This is a genomic window from Afipia sp. GW822-FHT04G07 (assembly GCF_058800765.1).
In genome coordinates this window covers 3,270,934-3,294,555 of sequence record NZ_JBXAMP010000001.1, presented here as the reverse complement: position 1 = coordinate 3,294,555, position 23,622 = coordinate 3,270,934, and the positions used below count along the sequence as shown (strand labels likewise).

The 23,622-nt window shown below is 62.0% G+C and carries 27 protein-coding genes; 10 read left to right on the top strand and 17 right to left on the bottom strand.

The genetic code is table 11. The features are described 5' to 3' along the window. Positions 1-26: 26 nt before the first annotated feature. Complete coding sequence (locus AC1RKJ_RS16175; protein WP_492791939.1) at positions 27-1,136, top strand: NAD(P)/FAD-dependent oxidoreductase; 1,110 nt, start codon at positions 27-29, stop codon at positions 1,134-1,136. A gap of 113 nt (positions 1,137-1,249) precedes the next feature. Here AC1RKJ_RS16175 and AC1RKJ_RS16170 read toward each other — a convergent pair whose 3' ends face one another. After that, the gene (locus tag AC1RKJ_RS16170; protein ID WP_492791938.1) at positions 1,250-1,426 is read right to left on the bottom strand and encodes a YdcH family protein; all 177 of its coding nucleotides are present in this window, start codon (positions 1,424-1,426) and stop codon (positions 1,250-1,252) included. Positions 1,427-1,689: 263 nt separating this feature from the next. Between AC1RKJ_RS16170 and AC1RKJ_RS16165 the strand changes: the two genes are divergently transcribed. Beyond that, positions 1,690-1,896, top strand: a complete 207-nt coding sequence (locus tag AC1RKJ_RS16165) for a YdcH family protein (RefSeq protein ID WP_492791937.1) — start codon at positions 1,690-1,692, stop codon at positions 1,894-1,896. Here AC1RKJ_RS16165 and AC1RKJ_RS16160 read toward each other — a convergent pair. Beyond that, positions 1,886-2,686 (bottom strand): GGDEF domain-containing protein, encoded by an 801-nt coding sequence (locus AC1RKJ_RS16160; RefSeq protein ID WP_492791936.1) that lies wholly within the window; start codon positions 2,684-2,686, stop codon positions 1,886-1,888. The genes AC1RKJ_RS16165 and AC1RKJ_RS16160 overlap by 11 nt on opposite strands. A 96-nt stretch (positions 2,687-2,782) precedes the next feature. Here AC1RKJ_RS16160 and purE point away from each other — a divergent pair, with 96 nt between their 5' ends. Further along, the gene (gene purE / locus AC1RKJ_RS16155; protein WP_492791935.1) at positions 2,783-3,274 is read left to right on the top strand and encodes a 5-(carboxyamino)imidazole ribonucleotide mutase; all 492 of its coding nucleotides are present in this window, start codon (positions 2,783-2,785) and stop codon (positions 3,272-3,274) included. Then, the gene (locus AC1RKJ_RS16150; protein ID WP_492791934.1) at positions 3,271-4,371 is read left to right on the top strand and encodes a 5-(carboxyamino)imidazole ribonucleotide synthase; all 1,101 of its coding nucleotides are present in this window, start codon (positions 3,271-3,273) and stop codon (positions 4,369-4,371) included. The genes purE and AC1RKJ_RS16150 overlap by 4 nt, the downstream gene beginning before the upstream one ends. A gap of 54 nt (positions 4,372-4,425) precedes the next feature. On the opposite strand, the gene aqpZ is transcribed toward AC1RKJ_RS16150, so the two are convergent. Then, positions 4,426-5,139 carry an aquaporin Z gene (gene aqpZ, locus AC1RKJ_RS16145; protein ID WP_492791933.1) on the bottom strand — a complete coding sequence of 238 codons (714 nt, stop codon included), beginning with the start codon at positions 5,137-5,139 and terminating at the stop codon, positions 4,426-4,428. 275 nt (positions 5,140-5,414) lie between these two features. Here aqpZ and rpsU point away from each other — a divergent pair, with 275 nt between their 5' ends. Beyond that, positions 5,415-5,720 (top strand): 30S ribosomal protein S21, encoded by a 306-nt coding sequence (gene rpsU / locus AC1RKJ_RS16140; RefSeq protein WP_492791932.1) that lies wholly within the window; start codon positions 5,415-5,417, stop codon positions 5,718-5,720. Positions 5,721-5,802: 82 nt separating this feature from the next. Here rpsU and AC1RKJ_RS16135 read toward each other — a convergent pair whose 3' ends face one another. Continuing rightward, a complete protein-coding gene (locus AC1RKJ_RS16135; protein ID WP_492792769.1) occupies positions 5,803-7,290 on the bottom strand; it encodes an aldehyde dehydrogenase family protein in 1,488 nt (495 codons plus the stop codon). A 118-nt stretch (positions 7,291-7,408) separates the two neighbouring features. Between AC1RKJ_RS16135 and AC1RKJ_RS16130 the strand changes: the two genes are divergently transcribed. After that, positions 7,409-8,554: a substrate-binding domain-containing protein gene (locus tag AC1RKJ_RS16130; RefSeq protein ID WP_492791931.1), complete on the top strand. Its 1,146-nt coding sequence runs from the start codon at positions 7,409-7,411 to the stop codon at positions 8,552-8,554. Here the strand turns inward: AC1RKJ_RS16130 and AC1RKJ_RS16125 are convergent. The 7 genes from AC1RKJ_RS16125 to AC1RKJ_RS16095 all read right to left on the bottom strand — a co-directional run bounded on the left by AC1RKJ_RS16125 (position 8,551) and on the right by AC1RKJ_RS16095 (position 13,901). Then, complete coding sequence (locus AC1RKJ_RS16125; RefSeq protein ID WP_492791930.1) at positions 8,551-9,450, bottom strand: cell envelope biogenesis protein TolA; 900 nt, start codon at positions 9,448-9,450, stop codon at positions 8,551-8,553. The genes AC1RKJ_RS16130 and AC1RKJ_RS16125 overlap by 4 nt on opposite strands. Positions 9,451-9,597: 147 nt before the next feature. Then, positions 9,598-9,900 (bottom strand): copper-binding protein, encoded by a 303-nt coding sequence (locus AC1RKJ_RS16120; RefSeq protein WP_492791929.1) that lies wholly within the window; start codon positions 9,898-9,900, stop codon positions 9,598-9,600. A 90-nt stretch (positions 9,901-9,990) separates the two neighbouring features. Then, complete coding sequence (locus AC1RKJ_RS16115) at positions 9,991-10,461, bottom strand: cupredoxin domain-containing protein (protein WP_492791928.1); 471 nt, start codon at positions 10,459-10,461, stop codon at positions 9,991-9,993. A gap of 13 nt (positions 10,462-10,474) precedes the next feature. After that, positions 10,475-11,863 carry a multicopper oxidase family protein gene (locus AC1RKJ_RS16110; RefSeq protein ID WP_492791927.1) on the bottom strand — a complete coding sequence of 463 codons (1,389 nt, stop codon included), beginning with the start codon at positions 11,861-11,863 and terminating at the stop codon, positions 10,475-10,477. Positions 11,864-11,877: 14 nt separating this feature from the next. Further along, a complete protein-coding gene (locus AC1RKJ_RS16105; protein ID WP_492791926.1) occupies positions 11,878-13,275 on the bottom strand; it encodes a TolC family protein in 1,398 nt (465 codons plus the stop codon). 58 nt (positions 13,276-13,333) lie between these two features. Then, the gene (locus tag AC1RKJ_RS16100; protein WP_492791925.1) at positions 13,334-13,627 is read right to left on the bottom strand and encodes a hypothetical protein; all 294 of its coding nucleotides are present in this window, start codon (positions 13,625-13,627) and stop codon (positions 13,334-13,336) included. Positions 13,628-13,685: 58 nt separating this feature from the next. After that, positions 13,686-13,901, bottom strand: a complete 216-nt coding sequence (locus AC1RKJ_RS16095; protein ID WP_492791924.1) for a hypothetical protein — start codon at positions 13,899-13,901, stop codon at positions 13,686-13,688. A 33-nt stretch (positions 13,902-13,934) separates the two neighbouring features. Here AC1RKJ_RS16095 and AC1RKJ_RS16090 point away from each other — a divergent pair, with 33 nt between their 5' ends. The 3 genes from AC1RKJ_RS16090 (at position 13,935) to AC1RKJ_RS16080 (ending at position 16,708) form a co-directional block, all read left to right on the top strand. Beyond that, a complete protein-coding gene (locus AC1RKJ_RS16090) occupies positions 13,935-14,147 on the top strand; it encodes a hypothetical protein (RefSeq protein WP_492791923.1) in 213 nt (70 codons plus the stop codon). A 249-nt stretch (positions 14,148-14,396) separates the two neighbouring features. Continuing rightward, complete coding sequence (locus AC1RKJ_RS16085; protein ID WP_492791922.1) at positions 14,397-15,353, top strand: AAA family ATPase; 957 nt, start codon at positions 14,397-14,399, stop codon at positions 15,351-15,353. Next, positions 15,350-16,708, top strand: a complete 1,359-nt coding sequence (locus AC1RKJ_RS16080) for a VWA domain-containing protein (RefSeq protein WP_492791921.1) — start codon at positions 15,350-15,352, stop codon at positions 16,706-16,708. The genes AC1RKJ_RS16085 and AC1RKJ_RS16080 overlap by 4 nt, the downstream gene beginning before the upstream one ends. 13 nt (positions 16,709-16,721) lie before the next feature. Here AC1RKJ_RS16080 and AC1RKJ_RS16075 read toward each other — a convergent pair whose 3' ends face one another. Continuing rightward, on the bottom strand, positions 16,722-17,819 hold the full coding sequence (locus AC1RKJ_RS16075) for a calcium:cation antiporter (protein ID WP_492791920.1): 1,098 nt from the start codon (positions 17,817-17,819) through the stop codon (positions 16,722-16,724). A 115-nt stretch (positions 17,820-17,934) separates the two neighbouring features. On the opposite strand from AC1RKJ_RS16075, the gene AC1RKJ_RS16070 reads away from it, so the two are divergent. Beyond that, a complete protein-coding gene (locus tag AC1RKJ_RS16070; protein WP_492791919.1) occupies positions 17,935-18,318 on the top strand; it encodes a VOC family protein in 384 nt (127 codons plus the stop codon). Positions 18,319-18,381: 63 nt separating this feature from the next. Here the strand turns inward: AC1RKJ_RS16070 and AC1RKJ_RS16065 are convergent, their stop codons facing one another. From AC1RKJ_RS16065 to AC1RKJ_RS16045, 5 genes are all read right to left on the bottom strand, one after another. Further along, positions 18,382-19,782 carry an NAD(P)(+) transhydrogenase (Re/Si-specific) subunit beta gene (locus AC1RKJ_RS16065; RefSeq protein ID WP_492791918.1) on the bottom strand — a complete coding sequence of 467 codons (1,401 nt, stop codon included), beginning with the start codon at positions 19,780-19,782 and terminating at the stop codon, positions 18,382-18,384. A 13-nt stretch (positions 19,783-19,795) separates the two neighbouring features. Continuing rightward, entirely contained in the window at positions 19,796-20,116 is a 321-nt protein-coding gene (locus AC1RKJ_RS16060; RefSeq protein ID WP_492791917.1) for a proton-translocating transhydrogenase family protein, read from the bottom strand. Positions 20,117-20,127: 11 nt separating this feature from the next. After that, positions 20,128-21,255, bottom strand: a complete 1,128-nt coding sequence (locus AC1RKJ_RS16055; protein ID WP_492791916.1) for a Re/Si-specific NAD(P)(+) transhydrogenase subunit alpha — start codon at positions 21,253-21,255, stop codon at positions 20,128-20,130. Between the two features lie 70 nt (positions 21,256-21,325). Further along, positions 21,326-21,478 (bottom strand): aa3-type cytochrome c oxidase subunit IV, encoded by a 153-nt coding sequence (locus tag AC1RKJ_RS16050; protein WP_492791915.1) that lies wholly within the window; start codon positions 21,476-21,478, stop codon positions 21,326-21,328. Between the two features lie 194 nt (positions 21,479-21,672). After that, entirely contained in the window at positions 21,673-23,541 is a 1,869-nt protein-coding gene (locus AC1RKJ_RS16045; protein WP_492791914.1) for a M3 family oligoendopeptidase, read from the bottom strand. Positions 23,542-23,622 lie beyond the last annotated feature (81 nt).

Genomic DNA, 23,622 nt, shown 5'->3' with positions numbered 1-23,622 from the left:
GATTCATTGGGCAAAGCGGACCATCGATGGACAGGGTTGAGTGCATTGTCGTCGGCGCGGGCGTCGTTGGTCTTGCCGCTGCGCGCCGGCTGGCGCAGGCCGGCCTTGAGGTCGTCGTCGTCGAGGCCGCCGGAGACATCGGCACCGGGACGTCTTCGCGCAACAGCGAGGTGATCCACGCCGGAATCTACTATCCGGCGGGAAGTCTGATGGCGCGCATGTGCGTCGCCGGAAAGCATGCGCTCTACCGGTATTGCGAAGACCACGGCGTTCCGCATCGCCGTTGCGGCAAGCTGATCGTCGCCACCGTCGAGAATGAGAACGCCAAGCTGACCTCGATCAGGTCACATGCGGAAACCAACGGCGTCGACGATCTGCAAATGCTGTCCGGCGCTGACGCGCGCGCCCTCGAACCTGCCCTGAACTGCACCGGCGCACTGCTGTCGCCCTCCACCGGCATCGTCGACAGTCACGCCTTCATGCTCGCGCTGCGCGGCGAGATCGAAGACGCGGGCGGCGCGCTTGCGTTTCATGCGCCGCTCAAGCGCTCGAAGGCGGTGCCTGAAGGCTTCGAGGTCGAGATCGGCGGCGACAGCCCGATGACCCTGCAATGCCGCGTGCTGGTGAATTCGGCCGGGCTCGCAGCGCCCGCGATTGCCCGCGTCATCGACGGGATGCCGGCCGACCGGATTCCGACGGCGTACTATGCCAAGGGAAATTATTTCAGCTGCAGCGCGCGCGCGCCGTTCGAACGGCTGATCTATCCGGTGCCGGAACCCGGCGGGCTCGGTGTCCACCTGACCATCGATCTCGGCGGGCAGGCGAAATTCGGGCCCGACGTGGAATGGATCGACGAGATCGACTACGCGGTCGATCCCGCCCGGGCGGAGCGTTTTTATCCGGCGATCCGCCGTTACTGGCCGACGCTTCCCGATGGCGCGCTGACGCCGAGTTACTCCGGAATTCGCCCGAAGATCGTGCCTCCGGCGGTCGCCCGGCAGGATTTCGTAATCCAGGGACCGCAGGAACACGGCGTCGCCGGGCTGATCAACCTGTTCGGAATTGAATCGCCCGGCCTGACGTCATCGCTCGCCATCGCTGACGATGTGGCCCATCGCATCGAAATCCGGAAATAGCGGAACCCGCGGCGGCAACTGCGCAAGCGAACGATGCACCACAGGCGTAGCCGCTACGAATATCATGTTGATAATGGCGCGGATTTCCGGGGAAGCGTCTTTTCCGGGAGCCGTTAGTGGACGGTGGCGAACTTCAGTCGGTGGATCTCGTCCTTGAGCACCAGCTTACGGCGCTTTAACTCGATAATCTGGAGGTCGTCGGTGGAAAGATGCTGGAGAGCATCGTGCAATTCGTTTTCCAGAACTTCGTGTTTTCGTTCCAGTTCAACGAGATGCGCCTGAATCGCCATAAGAAGTCTCCTTCGTAAGTGGACCTCAGATCGGATCTGGACAAGTAAGTCTACATGAGTGAGGGCATCTGTCGACATCGGAATGAACGCGGCCGTCTGATATTTTTTATCAGAGGAAACGAATTGTGAGGGAACCCGCCGCGCGATACCGTCCGCTAGAACTGGTAAGGATTTTCTGCAATGACGATCCCGCAGGGAACATCCGGTAAGACTTGCTGAAAGTCTGACCCAATCGATTATCGAAAGTCTGATCACCTAAAGTCATGGCAGAGCAGGACAACAACGAATTCGCTCTGGAACTGGCGCGATTGCAGCAGGAGCACCGCGACCTCGATGCCGCCATCGAGGCGCTGCATCAATCGCCGGCGCCGGACCTGTTGCGGTTGCAGCGTTTGAAAAAACGCAAGCTGCAATTGCGCGATCGTATCGCGTTCGTCGAAGACCAGATCACGCCTGACATTATCGCCTGAGCTTGATCGGCGAACCGCCGCGCAAATCCGCGGCAAGAGAACCTGTTGCACGAGACCCTGCGACAAGACGGCGCGCCGCCTTCCGTGCGTACATCGCGCGGTCCGCCGTCTCCATGACACGCGCCGCATCATCCGCCGCACCGACCAGCGCTATGCCGGCCGACGCGCCCGCGACCACGGGACGTCCCCTGAAAACAAACGTCAGTCGGTCGATGGCGTCTTCCAGCGCCGCCGCCTTCGCCAGCGCATCGGCTTCCGTCAGATTCCAGAGCAGCAGCCCGAATTCGTCGCCGCCGAGCCGCCCCACCACGTCCGATGAACGGACATGCCGCATCAGCACCGCCACCACGCCCTTCAGCACCACGTCGCCCGCCGCGTGCCCGAACGTGTCGTTGATCGGTTTGAGGCGATCGACGTCGAGAACGATCAGCGCGCCCGTCGCCTTGTAGCGCCGGATGTAGGCGACCGAGCGGTCGAGTTCGCGCTCGAAGCCGCGTCGGTTGTAGATGTTCAGAAGGAAATCGGTATCGGCCCAGGCCTGAAGTTCGTCGATCCGGGCCTGGGCGGCCGCGAGTTCCGCTTTCAAAGCCGAGACTTGGCGTTTGGCCCTTGCAAGGGAAACAGCCGCCGGCTTGCGCTTGGGTTTTGCCGGGGCGGCTTTGGCGGCGGACGCGCTTCGGCCCGGGGCGGCGCGCCCGGACGGCGCCTTTGCCGCCGGACGCCGTGATGCCATTTTGCCGCGCGCTTTCTTCACGTTTCCGCCCCTAATCCGCTTGACCGGCACGGCCATTGACCATGAAAGGATAACGGATTCGCGTTAGCTTGCCACGCAGGGGCGTAACCCTATAATCCGCCCTCTTTTTCTGCTCTTTTTTGAAGATTCCGCATGACCGCCCCCGTCGCCATCATCATGGGAAGCCAGTCCGACTGGGCCACCATGCGCTATGCCGCAGAGACCCTGACCGCGCTCGGCATCTCGCACGAGGCACGGATCGTCTCTGCGCACCGCACTCCCGAGCGGCTCTACAGCTTCGCCAAGGGGGCCAAGGCGGCCGGTTTCAGGGTCATTATCGCGGGCGCCGGGGGTGCAGCCCATCTGCCCGGCATGGCGGCCTCGCTGACGGAACTTCCGGTGTTCGGCGTGCCGATAGAATCCAAGGCGTTGTCAGGCATCGATTCGCTTTATTCGATTGTGCAAATGCCTGCAGGAATTCCGGTCGGCACCTTGGCGATCGGAAAAGCCGGCGCTATCAATGCGGCTCTACTCGCTGCAAGCGTGCTGGCACTCAATGACGCCGGTCTTGCAAGCCGGCTTGCGACATGGCGCAAGCAACAGACCGAGGCGGTGAGCGAGCGCCCAGAGGACGAATCTAAGTGACATCTTCAAGTCGGGTGACGCTGAAACCAGGCGACACCATCGGAATTCTCGGCGGCGGGCAATTGGGCAGAATGCTTGCGCAGGCCGCCGCGCGTCTTGGCCTGCGGTCGCAGGTGTTTTCGCCCGATCCGGACTCACCCGCCTTCGACGTGGTGCAGAACGCGACCTGCGCGGAATACGCCGATGTCGAAGCGCTCGAACTGTTCGCCTCCGATGTCGATGTCATTACCTACGAGTTCGAGAACATTCCTTCCTCGACGGCGATGATCCTGTCGGCTCGCCGCCCGGTGCTGCCGGATCCGAAGGTGCTGGAAACCGTGCAGGACCGCTTCGCGGAAAAGAATTTCGTGAGCAAGCTCGGCATCGCCACCGCAGCCTATGCCGATGTCTCCTCCGCGCAGGGACTGAAAGCCGCCATCGCCCGGATCGGGCTGCCCGCCGTGCTCAAGACCCGGCGTTTCGGTTACGACGGCAAGGGTCAGGTCGTGGTCAGGGAGGGCGACGACCCGGAAACCGTGTGGGCCGATCTGGAGACCCGCTCAGCCATTCTCGAGGCCTTCGTGCCGTTCGAGCGCGAAATCTCCGTGGTCGCCGCACGCAGCGCCAGCGGCGAGGTCGTCTGCTACGACGTCACCGAAAACGAACATCGCGACCACATCCTGAAATTCTCCTACGCGCCGGCGCGCATCTCCGACGACGTCGCGGCACAGGCTCGCGCGATTGCCGAGAAGATCGCGACCGCGCTGGATTATGTCGGCGTGCTGGCGGTGGAGATGTTTGTGGTGCCCGGCAAGGATGGACCGGGCCTGATGGTCAACGAGATTGCGCCGCGCGTTCATAACTCCGGCCACTGGACGCTGGACGGGGCGTCGGTGTCGCAGTTCGAGCAGCACATCCGCGCCATTGCCGGCTGGCCGCTCGCTCATCCGGTCCGGCACGGCGACGTCACCATGACCAACCTGATCGGCGACGACATCCTCGACTACGGCAAATGGCTGCCGGTTCCCGGCGCCACCGTGCATCTGTACGGCAAGGGCGCTCCACGCCCGGGGCGCAAGATGGGTCATGTGACCGAGGTCAAGGCTCCGCAAAAGTAAAAGGCTGCCGCGATCACTCGCGACAGCCTTGCGTCGTTGCCTGAAAATCAGATGTCACTTGCCGGCGACGATGCCTTCCGGCTCATCGCTCAGCCAGCGATAGACCACCCCGCCGATGACGCCGCCGATCAGCGGCGCGACCCAGAACAGCCAGAGCTGCTGAATGGCCCAGCCGCCGACGAACAGGGCGGGACCGGTGCTGCGCGCCGGGTTCACCGACGTGTTGGTGACGGGAATGCTGACGAGATGGATCATCACCAGCGCAAGGCCGATCGCCAACGGCGCGAAGCCGGCCGGCGCCTTGCCGTGGGTCGCTCCCATGATGATGAACAGGAACATCGCCGTCATCGCCACTTCAGAGACGAAGCCCGCCAGCAGGCTGTATTTGCCCGGCGAATGGTCCGCGTAGCCATTGGAGGCGAAGCCGCCCGCGAGATCGAAACCGGCCTTGCCGCTGGCGATCATGTAAAGTACGCCGGCGCCCAGGATCGCGCCGATGACCTGCGCGATAATGTAGGGAATAACCTGACCCGCCGGAAAGCGCCCGCCGGCAGCGAGCCCGACCGTCACGGCCGGGTTAAGATGGCACCCCGAAATATGGCCGATGGCATACGCCATGGTGACGACGCTCAGGCCGAAGGCAAACGAGACCCCGAGCAGGCCGATGCCCACCTGCGGAAAAGCCGCGGCGAGGACCGCGCTGCCGCAACCCGCAAATGTGAGCCAGAAGGTGCCGATGACCTCGGCGGCGTATTTCTTCGTATTCATGTTACGTCTCCCCTGAATCGTGGTGTTGGATCACCTCAGTGCGGGAACCGTAGAAACCGGGGTCTTAAGCCTTCCTGAAATTCCCCCGAATCGCCAGCCCGACCGGTCTAATTTGCCCCGGATTCGTGACATTCAGGCCCCCGAAAATGACCATCCACAGGTGGACATTCCCGGTTTGATCTGGTACATCCGCGCCTTCGATGAGAAGGGCGTGGCCTTTAGTCGGCCCTTCGTCGTCTCCTGATTTTCCTGATTGAAACCAAAGAGGATGCCGCGTGCAGGTTCTCGTTCGCGATAACAATGTCGACCAGGCTCTCAAGGCGCTGAAGAAAAAGATGCAGCGCGAGGGCATTTTCCGCGAGATGAAGCTCCGCGGCCATTACGAAAAGCCATCCGAGAAGAAGGCCCGCGAAAAGGCTGAAGCCGTTCGTCGCGCCCGCAAGCTCGCGCGCAAGAAGTTGCAGCGTGAAGGCCTGCTGCCGATGAAGCCGAAGCCGGTGTTCGGCGCTGGTCCGGGCGCAGAGCGTGGCGCTGCCGGCGGCCGTGGTGGCGCTGGTGCAGGTCCGCGCGGACCGCGCTAAGCGATCTCAACAGTTTTGAATATGAAAACGCGGGCCTTGCGGCCCGCGTTTTTGTTTGAGCTTTCTCGGGAGGAGACGAGACTCAAACGTTGAGGTTCATCCACACCGCTTTCGGCTCGGTGAAGTTCGCCAGCGCCTCGGTGCCGTGTTCACGGCCGAAACCCGAATCACCCGCGCCGCCCCACGGCAGCCGCACGTCGGTATAGCCATAGGTGTTGATCCAGACCGTGCCGGCCCTCACCTTCTTGGCGAAGCGCTGCACGCGGCCGATGTCGCGGCTCCACACACCGGCGGCCAGGCTGAACGCGGTGCCGTTGGCGATCCGCACAGCGTCGGCCTCATCCTTGAACTTGATGACACTGACCACGGGTCCGAAGATTTCCTCCTGCGAAATCCGCATCTCGTGTTTGACGTTCGCGAACACCGCCGGGCTGATGTAGTAGCCGTGATCGCCGACATGCTGCCCGCCGGTCACGAGCGTCGCGCCCTCCTTCTGGCCGACATCGATATAGTCGAGGATCGACTTCATCTGCTTTTCGGAAATCACAGGGCCCAGCGCAGTCGCCTTGTCAGCGGTATCGCCGATGCGCAGCGCCCTGGCGCGCATGGCGAGCCGCTCGACCACTTCGTCGTAGACCTTCTCATGCGCAAGTACGCGCGAGCCCGCCGAGCACACCTGCCCGGCATTGAAGAAGATGCCCGCCGCCGCCGCCTTGGTCGCGGCATCGAGATCGGCGTCATCAAAAATGACATTGGCGGACTTGCCGCCGAGTTCCAGCGACACACGCTTGAAGTTGCCGGCGGCGCCACGAAGAATTCCACGGCCCACGCCGGGTGATCCGGTGAACGTCACCTTGTCCACGCCGGGATGATTGACCAGTGCGTCGCCGACCACGCGGCCGGGACCCGGCACGATGTTGAGCACACCCGGCGGCAGGCCCGCTTCGAGCGCGAGTTCGCCGATGCGCAGCGCGGACAACGAGGTCAGCTCAGCCGGCTTCATGACGATAGTGCAGCCGCAGGCCAGCGCAGGCGCCAGCTTCCACATGCCGATCATCAGCGGGAAATTCCACGGCACGATTACGGCAACCACGCCGACCGGTTCGCGCACCGTGTAGGTCAGCGCATCGCTGCGCGTCGAGACCACGTCGCCGTGAATCTTGTCCGCCCAACCGGCGTAATAGGTCAGTGTATCGATAGCGGCGGGAAGGTCCTGCCGCAGCACGGCCGAAATCGGCTTGCCGGCGTCGCGGCTTTCCAGTTCGGCCAGTTCATCGCTGTGCTGTTTGATCAGCTCGGCGAGCCTGAACAGGATGTGGCCGCGCTCGGCGGCGCGCATGGTGCTCCAGGGGCCCTCGAAGGCGCGGCGGGCGGCGGCGACGGCGCGCTCGACATCGGCCTCGTTGCCCTCCGCGATGGTTGCGATGACCTGCCCGGTTGCAGGATTGAGCGTGTCGAAGGTGCGCCCTGAGACCGATTCGACATGCTGACCGTCGATCAGAAGCTGCTTTCGGAGAACGACGGGGGCATCGTGCGATGTGTCGCGAGAATAGTCATATGCAATCGACATCATATATCTCCTATTGTTCTTCTTAATTTGTGCATTGAATATGCCTTAGTAAATATGACATGATGTGCTTATGAGATCCGATCATATGAAATCGGTTTCATAGATGAGTGGAACAGCGATGCATATTGAGATCGAGCCGATCTGGCGCTTCCACAAGGAAGGCAGCCGCCACAGCGTGATCGTCATGCTGACGATCCTCAATGAGATCCGTAAAACCGGAAAACTCGCCAGCGCCGCGGAACATGCCAATCTCTCTTATCGGCACGTCTGGAATCTCGTCGAGCAATGGTCCGACTTTTTTGGCGTTCCGGTGGTCGAGACCCACCGCGGCAAGGGCACGACGCTGACAGCGTTCGGCGAGAAACTGGTATGGGCCGGGCAGCGGATGCAAGCCCGTCTCGGCCCGCAACTCGAAAACCTCGCGCAGGAACTTGCCACCGAGATCAAGCCGTTCCTGCATCAACGCCCGAACGTGATCCGCGTTCATGCCAGCCACGGTTTCGCGGTTTCAAAGCTGCGCGAGTTGCTCGACCGCGAACCCGGCATCGGCGTCGATCTGCGTTACGTCAGCAATCAGAATTCGCTGGTCTCGCTGGCGCAGGGCGCGTGCGATCTCTCCGGCGTTCATGTTCCGCGCGGCGAACTGCGCGCGCAAAGCATCCAGGCTTGCAGGGAGTGGCTCGATCCGCGCGAGGATCGCGTCATCAGTTTCGTGACGCGCGAAATGGGGCTGATGGTGAAACCCGGCAATCCGCTCGGCATCGGATCGCTGGAGGATCTCGTCGCGCGCAAGGCGCGTTTCGTCAACCGCGACCATGATTCAGGAACGCGCACGCTGTTCGATCAGTTGCTGGCGCAGCACAAGATCGACGAAACGCAGATCAACGGCGCGCAGCAGATGGAATTCACCCACGCCGCCGTCGCGGCCTATGTTGCCAGCGGCATGGCCGATGCGGCATTCGGCGTCGAGGCGGCCGCGCGGCAGTTCGGGCTCGATTTCGTCCGGCTGCTGACGGAGGATTACTTCTTCGTGTGCCGCCGCGCGTTTCTCGAAACCGAACCGATGCGCCGGGTGCTGGACATCATGAACGGCAGCGCGTTTCACGATGCAATCGCCGAGCTTCCGGGCTATCTCGCGACCAGCCCGGGCGCGGTCAGCACAGTCAGGGAATTTCTGGATATTGTCGACGTGGAAGCCGCAAACACGGATAGCAAAGCCGCCAAGTCGAAGAGCGCGAAGCGCCTCAAAAAATCAGAAACTTAATTACGTTCCGGCAATACGGCCTGAAACACCGACCTCGCCGCCGAGACGACACCCTCGGCAACGGAGCGGCCGCGCTCGTGGATACGAATGTCGCGCGGCGGGATTTCGCCCGGCGGCATTGGACGTGACGGATCGTTGACGCTGACCTCGGATGAATCCGTGGGCGTCGGAAATGGCGCCGGTGGTGCGGTGATCGCGGCTTCGCTCGGCTGCGGCGCGACGCTCACCGCGGGCGGCAAGGGCTGGAGCGCCGGCGGCGGCGGCACGGCTGCGGGCGCGTAAACGACACTGTTGACCTTGGCGCGCTCAGACTCGCGCTTTGCCGGCTCTTCGGCGCTCGCGGCTTCGGACGCACGAGGCTCGGACGATGGCGGGGTCGCCTTGCGCAGCCGCTCGATCGCGGCCCGCGCCAGATCATTGGCATCGCGCTTGTCGTCGGGAGTGGCATTGGCTTCGGACGATGGCGGCACAACCGGTGCAGCCTTCGCGGTCGCCCGCTCCCGCTTCTCGGCAGCAGCCTTCTCGCTGGCGGCCTTCTCGGCCATGTTTCTTTCGGCGGCGGCTTTCTCAACGGCAGCCTTGTCAGCCGCAAGTTTCTCGGCGGCCTTCCTGGCGTTCTCCGCCCGATCAGCAGCAGCCCGCTCCGCCGCGGCCTTTTCGAGGGCCAGCTTTTCGGCTTTCAGCCTGGCGGCTTCGGCTTTTGCGCTTTCGGCTTTCGCGGCCTTGTCGCCGGAATCGTCGGCCTTCAGCGTCTGGGGGGCCGCAATCGCAGCCTTCGGCTTGTCCGCATCCGACTTGGCGTTGATGTAGTGCGTGACGATGTACGCACCAACCACCGTCGCCACGATCGACGGGACAACCTCTAAAAAGTACTTCGAGAACAGCTTCTTGATCATTGCAACTCCCCGCACGACGTTGCATGCGGGAACTTTAGGGCCGATTGAGGGATCAACTGCGACAGATCGGTGGCAACTGCTGGAAAAACGCCGGGTAACGGCTTTGTCAGGAGACTTCTAGCGTTACCCGGCCTCCCGGCGTTGCCGCTACTTGGCCTTCTCGATTCCGGTCAAAGTCATCTGCCCATTAACCTTGTCGACGTCGAACCTGACATTGTCGCCGACCTTGACCCGCTTCAGCATCTCCGGGGTTTTGGCTCGGAAAACCATGGTCATCCCCTCCATATCCATTTTCTCGATGGGGCCGTGCTTGATGGTCATTTTCCCCGCCGCCTCGTCGATCTTGGTGACGGTTCCTTTGACCGGCAGCGCCTGCGCATGCGCATGCGTCACGGGCAGAAGGGCCGACAACGCCATGACGCAGGACGTCGCAAGAATAAGTTTCCGCATGTTCCTTTCCTTTTCACTTTTGACTGAAGATCATTTCCAAAAAACGCGGTCCCGCCACGAGGCGAGCCTGAGGGCATCCGCGGGAACGGCTCATTTCACGATGATTGTGCCGGACATGCCGGCTTCCCGGTGACCGGGGATAAGGCAGGAGAAGTCGAACTCCCCGGCCTTGGTGAATTTCCAGAGGATGGAGCCGGTCTTGCTCGGCGCCAGGCGCTTGGCATTCGGATCGTCATGCTCCATGTCCGGATTCTTCATCATCTCGGCCATGTGTTTGAGATTTTCGTCGAGCGTGCCGACGACAAGTTCATGATCGAGTTCGCCGCTGTTGCGGATGGCGAACTTGATCTGTTCGCCCTTTCGAATCTCGATCCGGTTCGGGACGAACAACATTTTCCCGTCCGTTTCACGCATGTTGACCTGGATGGTACGTGCCGGCTTCTTGGGATCGCCGGGCACGCCATAGGCGCGGTCATCCCCGTGGGAATGACCAGGGTCCGCCAGCGCTGGCGTGGACAGAGAGAGAGTTGCAAGCGCAGCCGCAAGGAGGCGTAGTTGCATGTAGAAATCCTTCTCAATGATTGCGATGGGGGGATTTTTTGCCGGGTTTCACGACGTCGAACTCGACAGCGTTCTTCTTGTCCAACGCGGCGGGAGGCTCGCGTTCGACCTTCTTCGGTTCACCCTTCCACTCGAAGGCGACCGTCCCTTCCGGGTGCTTGAACCAGCCCGGATCCTTGTAGTCGCCGGATGCCAGCCCCTCGCGCACCTTGACGACCGAGAACATGCCGCCCATCTCGACCGCGCCGAATTGAGCGAAGCCGGTCATCATCGGTAGTGTGTTGTCCGGCAACGGCATCTCCATCTCCCCCATATCGGCCATGCCGGCGTTGCCCATCGGCATGTAATCCGGCACCAGCTTGCGCACGGACTTGACCAGATCGCTCTTTTTCATTCCGACGAAGTTGCGGAGGTCGTGACCCATGGCGTTCATGGTGTGATGCGACTTGTGGCAGTGAATCGCCCAGTCGCCGGGGTTGTCGGCGACGAAATCAAAGGCGCGCATCTGACCGACGGCGCAGTCGACCGTAACCTCTGGCCATGCCGCAGCCTCCGGCACCCAGCCGCCATCCGTGCAGGAGACCTTGAAGTCATAGCCATGCATGTGAATCGGATGGTTCGTCATTGTCAGATTGCCGAACCGGATGCGGACCTTGTCTCCCTTGCTCGCGACGATGTGATCGATGCCGGGAAAGACCCGGCTATTCCAAGTCCACATGTTGAAGTTGGTCATCTCCGCAACTTTCGGCAAATAGCTGCCGGGCTCGATGTCGTAGGCCGACATCAGAAACACGAAATCCCGGTCCACGCGCCGGAAGGCCGGATCCTTCGGATGCACCACGAAGAAACCCATCATGCCCATCGCCATCTGGACCATTTCGTCGGCATGCGGGTGGTACATGAAGGTGCCGCTTTTCGTCAGCACGAACTCGTAGACGAAGGTCTTTCCGACTCCGATCGCTGGTTGCGTGAGACCTGTCACACCATCCATGCCGCTCGGGAGCAGAATTCCATGCCAATGGATGGTGGTGTGTTCCGGCAGCTTGTTGGTGACGAAGATGCGGACCTTGTCGCCCTCGACGGCTTCAATCGTGGGGCCGGGCGACTGGCCGTTATAGCCCCACAAATGCGCGACCATGCCCGGTGCGAACTCGCGGACCACGGGTTCGGCGACGAGATGAAATTCCTTCCAGTCGCCGTTCATGCGCCAGGGCAGCGTCCAGCCGTTAAGTGTGACGACGGGCTGATAGTCCGGACCGGTCGTCGGAAACAGCGGGGGCTGCATAGTCGTCGCGGTTGAAGTTGCGGCTTCGGGAATACTTGCCGCCTGGACGCGGCCGCTGACGGCACTGGCACCGGCGAGCACCGCAGCAGATCCAAGAACTGCTCTGCGAGAAATCATTGGTCGTTCTCCATTCAATGAGGTGCGTCGGCGGATGCGCCGGACATAACGCGAGCAGATTCGCTGCGTCCGGGAGCACCTCCGCCCATCACCGCGGTGTTCAGATTTGTCGTGGCCAGCCAGAAATCCCGCTTCGCCTCGATCGCCGCAGTCGTTGCGGCGATACGCTGACGCGCTTCCGCCAGCAGCGAGAACACGTCGATCAGCATTCCGTTGTAGCGAAGCAGGGTTTCGTCGGAGATGATCTTGCGCAACGGCAAGATCTCACGCTGATAATGCGCGGCAATGTCATATGCCGATCTGTAGGTGCTATACGCGTCGCGGGCTTCGGACCGGACATTGACCGCGCGTTCCATCAGGCGGTTGACCGCGTGCATGTAGGTCGCTTCGGCTTCCCTGACGCGAACCTCGCCGAAATCGAAAATCGGAACCTGAAGTTCAACGTCAAACCCGCGCTCGCGGGCCTTCTCACCGGTTGCCTTGTCCCGGATGGTCTTTCCCGCAAACCCCGCATCCAGCACGTTAATGAAGCGGGTCGCCTGCGTCAGCCCGTAGGATTTTGCCAGCGCATCGAGTTCGATCCGCCCGATCTGGAGATCGACGTGACGGCGAACCGCCTCGGTCTCGATGCCCGGCAGCGATTGCGGCCGCGATGGCAACGGCGGCAGTGCAGTGCTCATCCGAAACGCCAGATCGTTGCCCCACAACCCCATGCCGCGGATCAGTGCTTCACGCTCACTGGCGGCGCGCTGACGTGTGGCAGCGAGTTGCGCCGTGAGGTCGGCGTAGAACACCTGCTCGCGCGCCTGATCCAGCTTGTTCATGCCGCCAGTCTCGCCGAGACGGGTAGCGAACTTCGCCGCCGTTTCAGCGCCGGTCTGGGCCTGTGCAAGAAAGCCCGCGAGTTCACGCGCCGCAACAGCACGGTAGTAGGCGCGGCGCGTATCTGCTGCGATCCGCAACGTTTCGCTCAGCGCGATGGTTTGTGCCTGCCGGAAGCGAGCCGCTGCGATTTCCGAACGAACCGGCAACGTTGCGAGCGCCAGCACGTTGGCGACGATCTTGCGCTCGACTTCGACTTCGACTGATCCCGCAATCCGCGACAGTGAAATTGCCGGATTCGGCGGAAGGCTTCCCTCCACCGCCTGCGCTTCCGCAATTGCGAGTTCGTTGTAAGCAGCTTGCAGCCCGCGATTGTTGAAGAGCGCGATCTGAACCGCGGCATCTGCCGACAATGGCTTCGAGAGCAGCCGCGCGGTTGTGCTGCGGGCAGCAGCAGCTTCGTCCGGCGTGCGCTGTGCGACAGCCTCCTTGCCGAGGTCGCGCGAGACTGTCGCCGTCACAACACCCATCCCGCCGTCCGGCGAGAACGATGCACAGCCCGACAAAAGAAGGGCGGCGCTTGCCATCATCCAACGGCCGACGCTGCGCGCAGTAAAAGTCCTGAAATCCTGAGCTGGCATGTTGCACCTACTCGCTGGATTTCGGAGCGGGCGCGACCTGCTCGTTCTGTTTCTTCCAGGCGGCAGGAGCCACCGGTCTTTGAGACCTGTAGCGCCCGAGCGTGGAGCTGTATTCAGCGCGCGATGTCCGCGCGCCCGGGTCGGACGGGTCAGGCCCTGCCGACGCGGAAGGCTTGGTGGCACAGCCCGCGAGAAACAGCAGGACAAGCGATAGGAATAATGTTTTGAAGGGCAGCGGCACGAGTGTCTTCGCCACCGGGTCAACGGCAGCGAGCCTCGCAAGATCTTGCGCGAGCATCATATCCTCGAATGTCAAACGGCTTCGAAGGCGCGCGACTATTCAGTCGCGACACCGGCGATCAGATCGACAGGAGGATGATTGGGGGGCGATAAAGGAGGTCGGGGGCTTCGCCGGAAATTCCGGCGTCAGAAGACGCGGCAACCGATGCGTGAGTCATCGTTCGAAGCGTCAACTCAAACATGCTGGCCGGAAGCGCGTTGAGGCACATCACACCGCAGCATGCGGGTGCAGTCGACTTGCCGCCGGAATCAGTCATTCCGGCATGATTGTTCATCGCATCTGCCGATTCGGCATTCGCTGATACCCGATGATCGTGATCCCCATGCGTCATGCCCTGATGAACATGAGCGGCTTCATCGTGCGCGTGTCCCACATGCTGGACCTGCGTTGGACTTGGCAGGCAGTGCGCCAAGGCGCTGTCTGCAAACGCGAATCCAACCGGCACCGCAAGGCAAAAGGCATAGAGCGCGACGAGAATGCGCGCAGCCCTTTCCCTCATAACCTTGGTCAATTGCGTTAGCATCCGGAACCGGCACTCCGTCATGGCGAGCAGCCACGATCACAGTCAGAATTACAGTCAGAGTTCCAAACAGGCAAGACGCATTGACGTCACAGCAACGCGAGAAAACCTCGGCTCGTGCCATAATTTCGCACAGCGGTTCAGCCGGCACGGATGCATAGCGGGGCCGATATGGACGAAAGCCCGGTAGCATCGTAGCAAGATGAGAGTTCCCGGGCGGCACGCGCCCCCCTTCTGGAGTTCACGATCGTGACCGAATATCAGCCGACCGCCTCCATCGACGCCGTCGAACAGGGTCTGGCCTCCGCAGGCTACATAGCCAATCGCCAGATCGCGACCGCGGTCTATCTGGCGGAGCGGATCGAAAAGCCCATTCTCGTGGAAGGCCCAGCCGGCGTCGGCAAGACCGAACTCGCCAAGGCCATCGCGGCGTGGCGCGGCCTCAAGCTGATCCGCCTGCAATGCTATGAAGGCCTCGACGAAGCCAAGGCGCTCTACGAGTGGAAATACGCCAAGCAGTTGCTCTACACGCAGATCCTGAAAGACAAGCTCGGCGAAGTGTTGGGCGACGCGGAAACACTTCCGGCCGCGCTGAACAAGCTGCATGACTTTGGCGACGTGTTCTTCTCGAAGGAATTCGTCGAGCCGCGGCCGCTGTTGCAGGCGCTCGAACAGCCGAAAGGCTGCGTCCTTCTGATCGACGAAATCGACAAATCCGATGCGGAGTTCGAGTCGCTGCTGCTCGAGATCCTGTCCGACTTTCAAGTGACGCTGCCCGAACTCGGCACCATCGCCGCGATTTCACCTCCGACGGTGATCCTGACCTCCAACAGCGAGCGCGATCTTGGCGACGCACTGAAACGGCGCTGCCTGCATCTGCATATCGGGTTTCCCGAACAGCGGCTTGAGGAACGCATCGTGGAAAGCCGTGTGCCCGGCATTTCGCAGTCGCTGCGGCGGCAGATTGTCAGCTTCATCAACGACGTCCGGACGCTGGACCTGAAGAAATTGCCGTCGGTTTCGGAAACCATCGACTGGGCGCGCGTTCTTGTTCTTCTGGAGGCCAGAGAACTGGATCACCAGATGGTCAAGGACACGCTCAACGTCCTGCTCAAGTATGAAGCCGACATCGAGACCACGATGCCCCAGGTCACCACCTTCATCGGCAAGACGCGCCGGGATAACGTCTTCGGTCAGGCGGGATGAGAGAGAACCTGCATCGCTTCTTCCGGGCGGCCCGCGGGGCCGGGGTGAGAATCTCGCCCTCCGAAAGCATCGATGCCATGAGAGCGGTCGCCGACATCGGCTTTGCCGACCGCGGGATTTTGCGCGACACGTTTCTGCTGACCCTCGCCAAGAGCCCGGAAGACAAGCAGTCGCTCAGCCAGTGTTTCGACCTGTTCTTTCAGCAACCCGAAATGGCGGGACCGGCGGCACAGGACGGCGAGAGCAGCGAACAGCCTGCCGGCCAGACGCCGCAAGACGGCGACGCGCAATCTCCGCCGTCGGGCCTCGGTCCTCTTGCCCAGATGCTGATGTCGCAGGACCGCAATGCCATGGCAGCCGCGATGGCCAATGCTTCGGCGGCGGCAGGATTATCGGACATCCGCTTCTTCACCCAGCGCGGCATCTATTCGAGCAAGATCCTCAACGAACTCGGCATCGAACGCTTGCGGGACGATCTCGACGGGCTGGCCGCAACCAGTCCGGCAGATGCGGAGTGGCTTGCCGCTGCCACCGAGGCATTGCGCGACACCGTGCGCGACACCGTCTCGCAGGCCCTGCTGCTGTACGGCCGCGAGGAAAGCGAGAACCTGCGCAATGAAATCCTGCGCAACGCGCCGATGTCGCGGATCGAGCCGCGCCAGATGGAGCAGATGCGGGCGCTGATCCGCCGGATCGCTCGCCGGCTGCGCGAGCGTTACAGCAAGCCGCGCAAACGCCAGCGCCGCGGCCATCTCGACGTGCGCCGCACGATCCGGCGCAATGCAGCGTGGGGCGGCGTGCCGTTTCTCACCACATGGAAACGCCGTCATCGCGACAAGCCGAAGATCATCGCCATCTGCGACGTCAGCGGCTCGGTCGCCAAGGTCTCGGATTTCTTCCTGCTGCTGATCTACAACCTGCACGAGGTTGTTTCTGACGTGCGCTCGTTCGCCTTCTCCAGCCACCTGATCGAGGTCAGCGATCTGCTTGAGCAGCATGAACCCGAACAGGCCATGAAGGAGATCATGTCCAAGGTCGGCTTCGGCTCGTCCGACTACGGCAAATCCCTCGCCGACTTCGAGAAGCTGTGTCTAAGCGCCGTGACGCCGCAAACCACCGTGATCGTGCTTGGCGACGCGCGCACCAACAATCTCGATCCCCGCGCCGACATCCTGCGCCGCATCTCCGAGCGATCCAAACGGCTGGTGTGGCTCAATCCCGAAGGCCGCATGGCGTGGGGCTGGGGCGATTCCGAAATGCCACGCTACGCCACCTATTGCGGCCTCGTGCGCCAGTGCTCGACCGCAAAGCAACTCGAGCGCGCCATCACCGACATCGTCGCAGCGTATCAGTAGCCGCCAGCCGAAATTAGGGTACGAGCACGAAGAAAAGGTAGACCGCGAAAATCAGGAGATGCACGAAGCCGAACAGCACGTTCGTCCGGCCCGTGGCAAAGGTCATCATGCTGACCAGCAGCGTCATCGCGAGCAGCACCATGTCGCGCGGCTCAAGCCCCAGAACCAGCGTTTCCTTGAGCACGTAAGCCGCCACGGCGACCACAGGCACCGTCAGGCCGATCGTCGCGAGCGAGGAGCCGAGCGCCAGATTGATGCTCTTTTGCAAGTCGTTGTTGCGGGCCGCGGACAACGCCGCGACGCTTTCCGGCAACAGGATGAGCAGCGCGACCACGACACCCGCGAAAGCCGGCGGCGCGCCGATGGCGGCCGCGCCAGCATCCACGACAAGCGAGAATTTCTTTGCCAGCAGGACCACCGCCACGAGCGAGAGCAGCAGCAGCCCCGTGCTGATCGTCATGACCCGGCCGGACGCCACGGCATGGTCACCACCGTCGTCGTCGCTTTGGACGATGAAATAATCGCGATGCAGGACGGTCTGGGTGTATACGAACACGCAATATAGCAGCAGCGTTGCGATACCGATGAAGATAAGCTGGCTTGAGGCGAACACCGGCCCCGGCGTGGTCGAGGTGTAGTTCGGCAGGACCAGCGTAATGGTCGAGATCACGATCAGGACACAGAGATAGACTTTCACGCCGGTAATCTGGAATTCCTGCTCCCGGAAACGCACGCCGCCAGCCAGGATCGCCCAGCCGATCAGGCCGTTGCAGACGATCATGACCACCGCGAACACCGTATCGCGGGCCAGCGTCGGCACCGCCTTTTCGCCGAGCATGATGCTGGCGATCATCGCGACTTCGATGATGGTCACCGCAAGCGTGAGAACCAGTGTGCCGTAAGGCTCCCCGATCCTGTGCGCGATCACCTCGGCATGATGAACCGCAGCGAACACGGTTCCGAACAGGATGACCAGCAGGCCGGCGGCAAAGAAATAGCCGGTCGCCGTATGGCTGAAGCCGATGCCGGGGATCGACGTCGATGCAAAAAGCAAAACGGCCAGCAGGGGAAAGAGCCATGCCGACCGTGGAATTTGTGTATGTGCGCTCATGACCCGGACACTAGCGGCACGATGGCAAAAGGCATAGGACCCGCACACAGAAGATTTGCACTCCAGAGCGGCATGCCCTAACCAAAAAAGACTATTTTGGGAAGGAAACGGAAAAATGTTCTCTCACATCATGATCGGGACGAACGATCTCGACAAAGCCAAGTCCTTTTACGACCAGTTGCTGGGCAAGCTCGGAATTCCACCGGGAGTTGTCGATCGGCACCGCATTTTTTATCGTACCAAAACCGGGACGTTTTCCGTGTCCAAACCGATCGACGGCAAACCCGCCACCCCGGCCAATGGCGGCACCATCGGCTTTGTGGCGGCCTCGCCGGAAGACGCCGATGCCTGGCATGCGACCGGTGTCGCGAACGGCGGCACGACATGCGAAGATCCACCGGGCATCCGGGGTATGGGTGACCTCAAAATGTATATCGCCTATCTGCGCGACCCGGATGGCAACAAGCTCTGCGCCATATACCGACTGCCGAGGGCCTGAAAAGACGAAGGCCGTGCAAAACGAATGCACGGCCTTACATCTTTGCAAATTTGACCGGGCCGCCTACATCGCCTTGACGATATTTTCCGTCATCTTCTTGGCGTCACCGAGCAGCATCATCGTGTTGTCACGATAGAACAGCGGGTTGTCGACGCCGGCATAGCCGGAGGCCAGCGAGCGCTTGATGAACATCACGGTCCCGGCCTTCCAGACCTGCAGCACCGGCATTCCGTAGATCGGCGATTTCGGATCTTCTTCCGCCGCCGGGTTGGTCACGTCGTTGGCGCCGATCACGAAGGCGACGTCGGCCTGCGCGAATTCCGAGTTGATGTCCTCAAGCTCGAATACCTCGTCGTAGGGCACGTTGGCTTCGGCCAGCAGCACGTTCATGTGGCCGGGCATACGGCCCGCGACCGGATGAATCGCGTACTTCACCTCGACGCCTTCCTTCTTCAGCGTGTCGGCCATTTCGCGAAGGGCGTGCTGCGCCTGCGCCACCGCCATGCCGTAGCCCGGCACGATGATGACCTTCTGCGCGTTCTTCATGATGAAGGCCGCGTCGTCGGCCGAACCGAGCTTGACCGGCTTCACTTCGCCGGAGCCTGCCGCAGCGGGACCGCCGCTGTCGCCGCCGAAGCCGCCGAGAATGACCGAGATGAAGGAGCGGTTCATCGCGTGGCACATGATGTAGGACAGGATCGCACCCGACGAGCCGACCAGCGCGCCGGTGATGATCAGCGCCGAGTTGCCCAGCGTGAAGCCGATGCCCGCCGCCGCCCAGCCCGAATACGAGTTCAGCATCGAGATCACGACCGGCATGTCCGCGCCGCCGATCGGAATGATCAGCAACGCGCCCAGAACCAGCGCGAGGATGGTGATCATCCAGAAGTCGAACGAACTCTGCGAAACCACGAGGCCGTAGATGAAGAACACCAGCGCCAGCGCCAGGACGATATTGATGATGTGGCGCGCGGGCAGGATGATCGGTGCGCCGCTCATGCGGCCGCTCAATTTCAGGAACGCGATCACCGAACCGGTGAACGTGAGCGCGCCGATGGCGACGCCGAGCGACATTTCGATCAGGCTCGAGGCATGGATGCTGCCGCGGGTGCCGATGTCGAACGCGGCAGGTGCATAGAACGCGCCGGCGGCAACCAGCACCGCGGCCATGCCGACCAGCGAGTGGAAGGCTGCGACCAGTTCCGGCATCGAGGTCATCGGCACACGGCGCGCGATCACAGCACCGATGCCGCCGCCGATGGCGATGCCGAGGACGATGAGGATCCAGCCGGTTGCGCTCGTCGGCGGATGCGCCGCGAGCGTGGTGACGATGGCGATGGCCATGCCGATCATGCCGAAGAAGTTGCCCTGGCGCGATGACGCCGGGCTCGACAGGCCGCGCAACGACATAATGAAAAGGACGCCAGCGACGAGGTAGAGAAGCGCTGCGAGATTCGCGTTCATGTGCCCTGCCCCGTCACTTCTGTTTCTTCTTGTACATCGCCAGCATGCGCTGCGTGACAAGGAAGCCGCCGAAAATATTGATGCACGCGAAGATCAGCGCGACGAAGCCGAACGCACGCGCCCACAACGGGCCGTCGTCGTTGCCGACCTGCGCGACGCCGGTCGCGAGCAGCGCACCGACCACGATCACCGACGAAATCGCGTTGGTGACCGACATCAGCGGGGTGTGCAGCGCGGGCGTCACCGACCACACAACGAAGTAGCCGACGAAAACGGCGAGAACGAAAATCGACAACCGGAACACAAACGGGTCGACAGCCTCAATTCCATGCATGTCGGCTCTCCTTATGCTTTCGGCTGAAAATTCGGATGAATGACTGCGCCGTCCCTGGTCAGCGCGGTCGCCTTCACAAGATCATCGTCCCACTTCACGGCGAGCGACTTGGTGGCCTTGTCGAACAGCGTCTCGATGAATGAAAAGAGATTGCGTGCATAGAGGCTCGACGCCGACGCCGGCACCTTGCCCGCGAGATTGGTGTAGCCGACGATCTTCACGCCATCGATGTCCGCCACTTCGTCGGCCTTCGCGCCCTCGACGTTGCCGCCGCGCTCGACAGCGAGATCGACCAGCACGGAGCCCGGCTTCATCGACTTCACCATTTCGGCGGTGACCAGCTTCGGCGCGGGACGACCGGGGATCAGCGCCGTGGTGATGACGATGTCCTGCTTCTTGATATGCTCGGCGGTAAGTGCGGCCTGTTTGGCCTGATACTCTTTCGACATCTCCTTGGCGTAGCCGCCGGCGGTCTGGGCGTTCTTGAACTCCTCGTCCTCAACCGCGAGGAACTTGGCGCCGAGCGATTCCACCTGCTCCTTGGTGGCCGGACGCACGTCGGTGGCGGTGACCACCGCGCCGAGACGGCGCGCGGTCGCGATTGCTTGCAAGCCGGCGACGCCGACGCCCATCACGAACACCTTGGCCGCGGGCACGGTGCCGGCAGCGGTCATCATCATCGGAAACGCGCGGCCGAAGGCCTCTGCCGATTCGATCACCGCGCGATAACCGGCGAGGTTCGCCTGCGAGGACAGCACGTCCATCACCTGCGCGCGGGTAATGCGCGGCATCAACTCCATCGCGAAAGCCGACACGCCGGCATCGGCCATCGCCTTCAGCGCGGCGTCGTTGCCGTAGGGGTCCATGATCGCGATGACCAGCGCGCCCTTCTTGTATTTGGCGACTTCCGAAACCTCGGGACGCTTCACCTTGATGACGATATCGGCGTCCTTCACCGCGTCGGCGCTGACGACAGCGCCTGCGGCTTCATAATCCGCATCCAGCAATCCGGACTTGATGCCCGCGCCCGGCTCGATGGCAATATCGACGCCCAGCGCCTTGAATTTCTTGACGGTGTCGGGCGTCGCCGCAACACGCGGCTCGGCCGCATCGATTTCCTTGGCAATCGCAATTTTCATGACGCCTCCCGCAGCCGTCGGCCGCGCATGACCTAATCACCGGCAGGCTGCCGGTGAGCACCAAATTCAATCAGGTGAGAAAAATCGCCATCAAGGCGACAACGGCGATCACGGAAATCGTGCCCCACTTCGTCATCGCGAGAAAAGCTTCATAGGTCTGCTCATGAGCCGGATAGTCCATGCCATCCGCCTGCGTGTAAGCGACTTCGCTATGGTCAGCCATCGATCCCCCTCCAAAATACCATTCACAACGTAGCGCGAATTAGCCCAATTGCGGTGCAAGGGCAACGTCCGCCGCTTTTCCCGGCGCTAATTAAACCGGTCTCATGCATGCCATGCAACGCCTGTGGACGGGATTTTCACGATGCGGAATGGGAAAGGACCCAAACGAGGCTTTTGATCCTACCCGTCGCCGCCCTACCCCATCGCCTCCAGTTCGGCGATCAGGCTTTCGATCACCGACAGGCCGCCATCCCAGAACTTCGGGTCCTTGGCATCCAGCCCGAACGGCATGAGCAATTCGGAATAATGCCTGGTTCCGCCAGCCGACAGCATGGCGAGATAGCGCTCGGCGAAGCCCTCGGACGCATTCTCGTAAACCGCGTAAAGCGAGTTCACCAGACAATCGCCGAATGCGTAGGCATAAACGTAGAATGGCGAATGGATGAAGTGCGGAATATACATCCAGTAGGTCTCGTAGCCCGGCTTGATCTCGATCGCCGGTCCGAGGCTTTCGCCCTGCACGCTGAGCCAGATTTCTCCGATACGCTGCGCGGTGAGTTCGCCGTTGCGCCGCTCGGTGTGGATCGCGCGCTCGAACGAGTAGAACGCGATCTGCCGCACCACGGTGTTGATCATGTCCTCGACCTTGCCCGCGAGCAGCGCCTGACGCTGTTTAGCATTCTTGGTCTGGGCCAGCAGCCGCTTGAAGGTCAGCATTTCCCCGAACACGCTTGCGGTTTCCGCCAGCGTCAGCGGCGTCGGCGCCATCAGCGCGCCGTTTTTCGCGGCGAGCACCTGATGCACGCCATGGCCGAGTTCATGCGCCAGCGTCATCACGTCGCGCGGCTTGCCCTGGTAGTTCATCAGCACGTAGGGATGCGCCGACGGCGTGGTGGGATGCGAGAACGCGCCCGGCGCCTTGCCGGCGCGCACCGGAGCGTCGATCCAGCGGTCGGTGAAGAAACGCTCGGCGATGTCCGCCATCCGCGGCGAGAAGTCGCCATAAGCCTTCAGAATGGTGCTCTTCGCGTCGCTCCAGCCGATCTGGCCGGTTGCCGCGAACGGCAGCGGCGCGTTGCGGTCCCAGAACGCCAGCGACTTCTTGCCGAACCAGCGCGCCTTCATCTTGTAATAGCGGTGAGAGAGCCGTGGATAGGCTGCGCGCACCGATGCGACCAGCGCATCGACCACTTCGCGCTCCACCCGGTTCGCGAGGTGACGCGAATCCGCGATGTCCTGAAATCCGCGCCAGCGGTCGGAGATTTCCTTGTCCTTGGCGAGCGTGTTGGTGATGAGCGCAAAGGTGCGCTCGTTCGCTTTGAAGGTTTTTGCCAACGCCTGCGCCGCAGCCTTGCGTTTGGCGGGCGCGCGATCCTGCAACAGCGTGAGCGTCGGCTCGATGGCAAGCTCCTTGCCGCCGACCTTGAAACGCAAGCCTGAGATGGTCTGGTCGAATTGCCTGTTCCAAGCCGCGTAGCCGCTGACGGACTTCTCGTGGAACAGCTGTTCGACGCGATCCTCAAGCTGGTACGGCTTGTCCTTGCGCAGATCCTCGATCCACGGCCGGTAGTAATTCAACGCGGGCACAGCCAGCGCCCGCTCGATCACGGTGTCATCGACGCGGTTGAGTTCGAGCGCGAAGAACAGAAGATGCGTCGAGGCCGCGGTAATGCGCTCAGACACGTCGCCGTAGAATTTCGAGATCGCGGGATCAACGGTGTTGCCTGCATGCGCAAGCTGCGCAAACGAAGCCAGTCGCGTGGCGAGATCGTCGATCGCCTCATAACTCTTGACCGCCTCGGCCAGCCACGCGCCGCCCTCGGGCTTTGCGGCTTCTTCCGCGATCTTGCCCTTGTAGGCGTTCTCGAATGCCGCGCAGTCCGCGTCCAGCTTATCGAGATCGCGGGTGACTTCGGGCGCATCGATCGCCGGATAAAGGTCGGCGAGATTCCATTCCGGCAATTTGCCCACAGCGCCTGACGCCGGCTTGCGAGACGATTTCGCCTTCGCAACGGGCTTCGATTTTGCGGGCTTGCGGAGAGCGGAGGAGGAACGCGAGGCCATGCTTTTCAATCCGTGATGATTTCTGGACCGGCTTTATCGACGCGACATTATCCACAGGACACCCGCAGAATCTCAACCCTT

Excerpts from the sequence above, each read along its gene's own strand:
- AC1RKJ_RS16175 (WP_492791939.1), top strand. The coding sequence starts at position 27 with ATGGACAGGGTTGAGTGCATTGTCGTCGGCGCGGGCGTCGTTGGTCTT.
- AC1RKJ_RS16170 (WP_492791938.1), bottom strand. The coding sequence starts at position 1,426 with ATGGCGATTCAGGCGCATCTCGTTGAACTGGAACGAAAACACGAAGTT.
- AC1RKJ_RS16165 (WP_492791937.1), top strand. The coding sequence starts at position 1,690 with ATGGCAGAGCAGGACAACAACGAATTCGCTCTGGAACTGGCGCGATTG.
- AC1RKJ_RS16160 (WP_492791936.1), bottom strand. The coding sequence starts at position 2,686 with ATGGCCGTGCCGGTCAAGCGGATTAGGGGCGGAAACGTGAAGAAAGCG.
- purE (WP_492791935.1), top strand. The coding sequence starts at position 2,783 with ATGACCGCCCCCGTCGCCATCATCATGGGAAGCCAGTCCGACTGGGCC.
- aqpZ (WP_492791933.1), bottom strand. The coding sequence starts at position 5,139 with ATGAATACGAAGAAATACGCCGCCGAGGTCATCGGCACCTTCTGGCTC.
- AC1RKJ_RS16135 (WP_492792769.1), bottom strand. The coding sequence starts at position 7,290 with ATGTCGATTGCATATGACTATTCTCGCGACACATCGCACGATGCCCCC.
- AC1RKJ_RS16130 (WP_492791931.1), top strand. The coding sequence starts at position 7,409 with ATGCATATTGAGATCGAGCCGATCTGGCGCTTCCACAAGGAAGGCAGC.
- AC1RKJ_RS16125 (WP_492791930.1), bottom strand. The coding sequence starts at position 9,450 with ATGATCAAGAAGCTGTTCTCGAAGTACTTTTTAGAGGTTGTCCCGTCG.
- AC1RKJ_RS16120 (WP_492791929.1), bottom strand. The coding sequence starts at position 9,900 with ATGCGGAAACTTATTCTTGCGACGTCCTGCGTCATGGCGTTGTCGGCC.
- AC1RKJ_RS16115 (WP_492791928.1), bottom strand. The coding sequence starts at position 10,461 with ATGCAACTACGCCTCCTTGCGGCTGCGCTTGCAACTCTCTCTCTGTCC.
- AC1RKJ_RS16110 (WP_492791927.1), bottom strand. The coding sequence starts at position 11,863 with ATGATTTCTCGCAGAGCAGTTCTTGGATCTGCTGCGGTGCTCGCCGGT.
- AC1RKJ_RS16105 (WP_492791926.1), bottom strand. The coding sequence starts at position 13,275 with ATGATGGCAAGCGCCGCCCTTCTTTTGTCGGGCTGTGCATCGTTCTCG.
- AC1RKJ_RS16100 (WP_492791925.1), bottom strand. The coding sequence starts at position 13,627 with ATGATGCTCGCGCAAGATCTTGCGAGGCTCGCTGCCGTTGACCCGGTG.
- AC1RKJ_RS16095 (WP_492791924.1), bottom strand. The coding sequence starts at position 13,901 with ATGAACAATCATGCCGGAATGACTGATTCCGGCGGCAAGTCGACTGCA.
- AC1RKJ_RS16090 (WP_492791923.1), top strand. The coding sequence starts at position 13,935 with ATGATCGTGATCCCCATGCGTCATGCCCTGATGAACATGAGCGGCTTC.
- AC1RKJ_RS16080 (WP_492791921.1), top strand. The coding sequence starts at position 15,350 with ATGAGAGAGAACCTGCATCGCTTCTTCCGGGCGGCCCGCGGGGCCGGG.
- AC1RKJ_RS16075 (WP_492791920.1), bottom strand. The coding sequence starts at position 17,819 with ATGAGCGCACATACACAAATTCCACGGTCGGCATGGCTCTTTCCCCTG.
- AC1RKJ_RS16070 (WP_492791919.1), top strand. The coding sequence starts at position 17,935 with ATGTTCTCTCACATCATGATCGGGACGAACGATCTCGACAAAGCCAAG.
- AC1RKJ_RS16065 (WP_492791918.1), bottom strand. The coding sequence starts at position 19,782 with ATGAACGCGAATCTCGCAGCGCTTCTCTACCTCGTCGCTGGCGTCCTT.
- AC1RKJ_RS16060 (WP_492791917.1), bottom strand. The coding sequence starts at position 20,116 with ATGCATGGAATTGAGGCTGTCGACCCGTTTGTGTTCCGGTTGTCGATT.
- AC1RKJ_RS16055 (WP_492791916.1), bottom strand. The coding sequence starts at position 21,255 with ATGAAAATTGCGATTGCCAAGGAAATCGATGCGGCCGAGCCGCGTGTT.
- AC1RKJ_RS16050 (WP_492791915.1), bottom strand. The coding sequence starts at position 21,478 with ATGGCTGACCATAGCGAAGTCGCTTACACGCAGGCGGATGGCATGGAC.
- AC1RKJ_RS16045 (WP_492791914.1), bottom strand. The coding sequence starts at position 23,541 with ATGGCCTCGCGTTCCTCCTCCGCTCTCCGCAAGCCCGCAAAATCGAAG.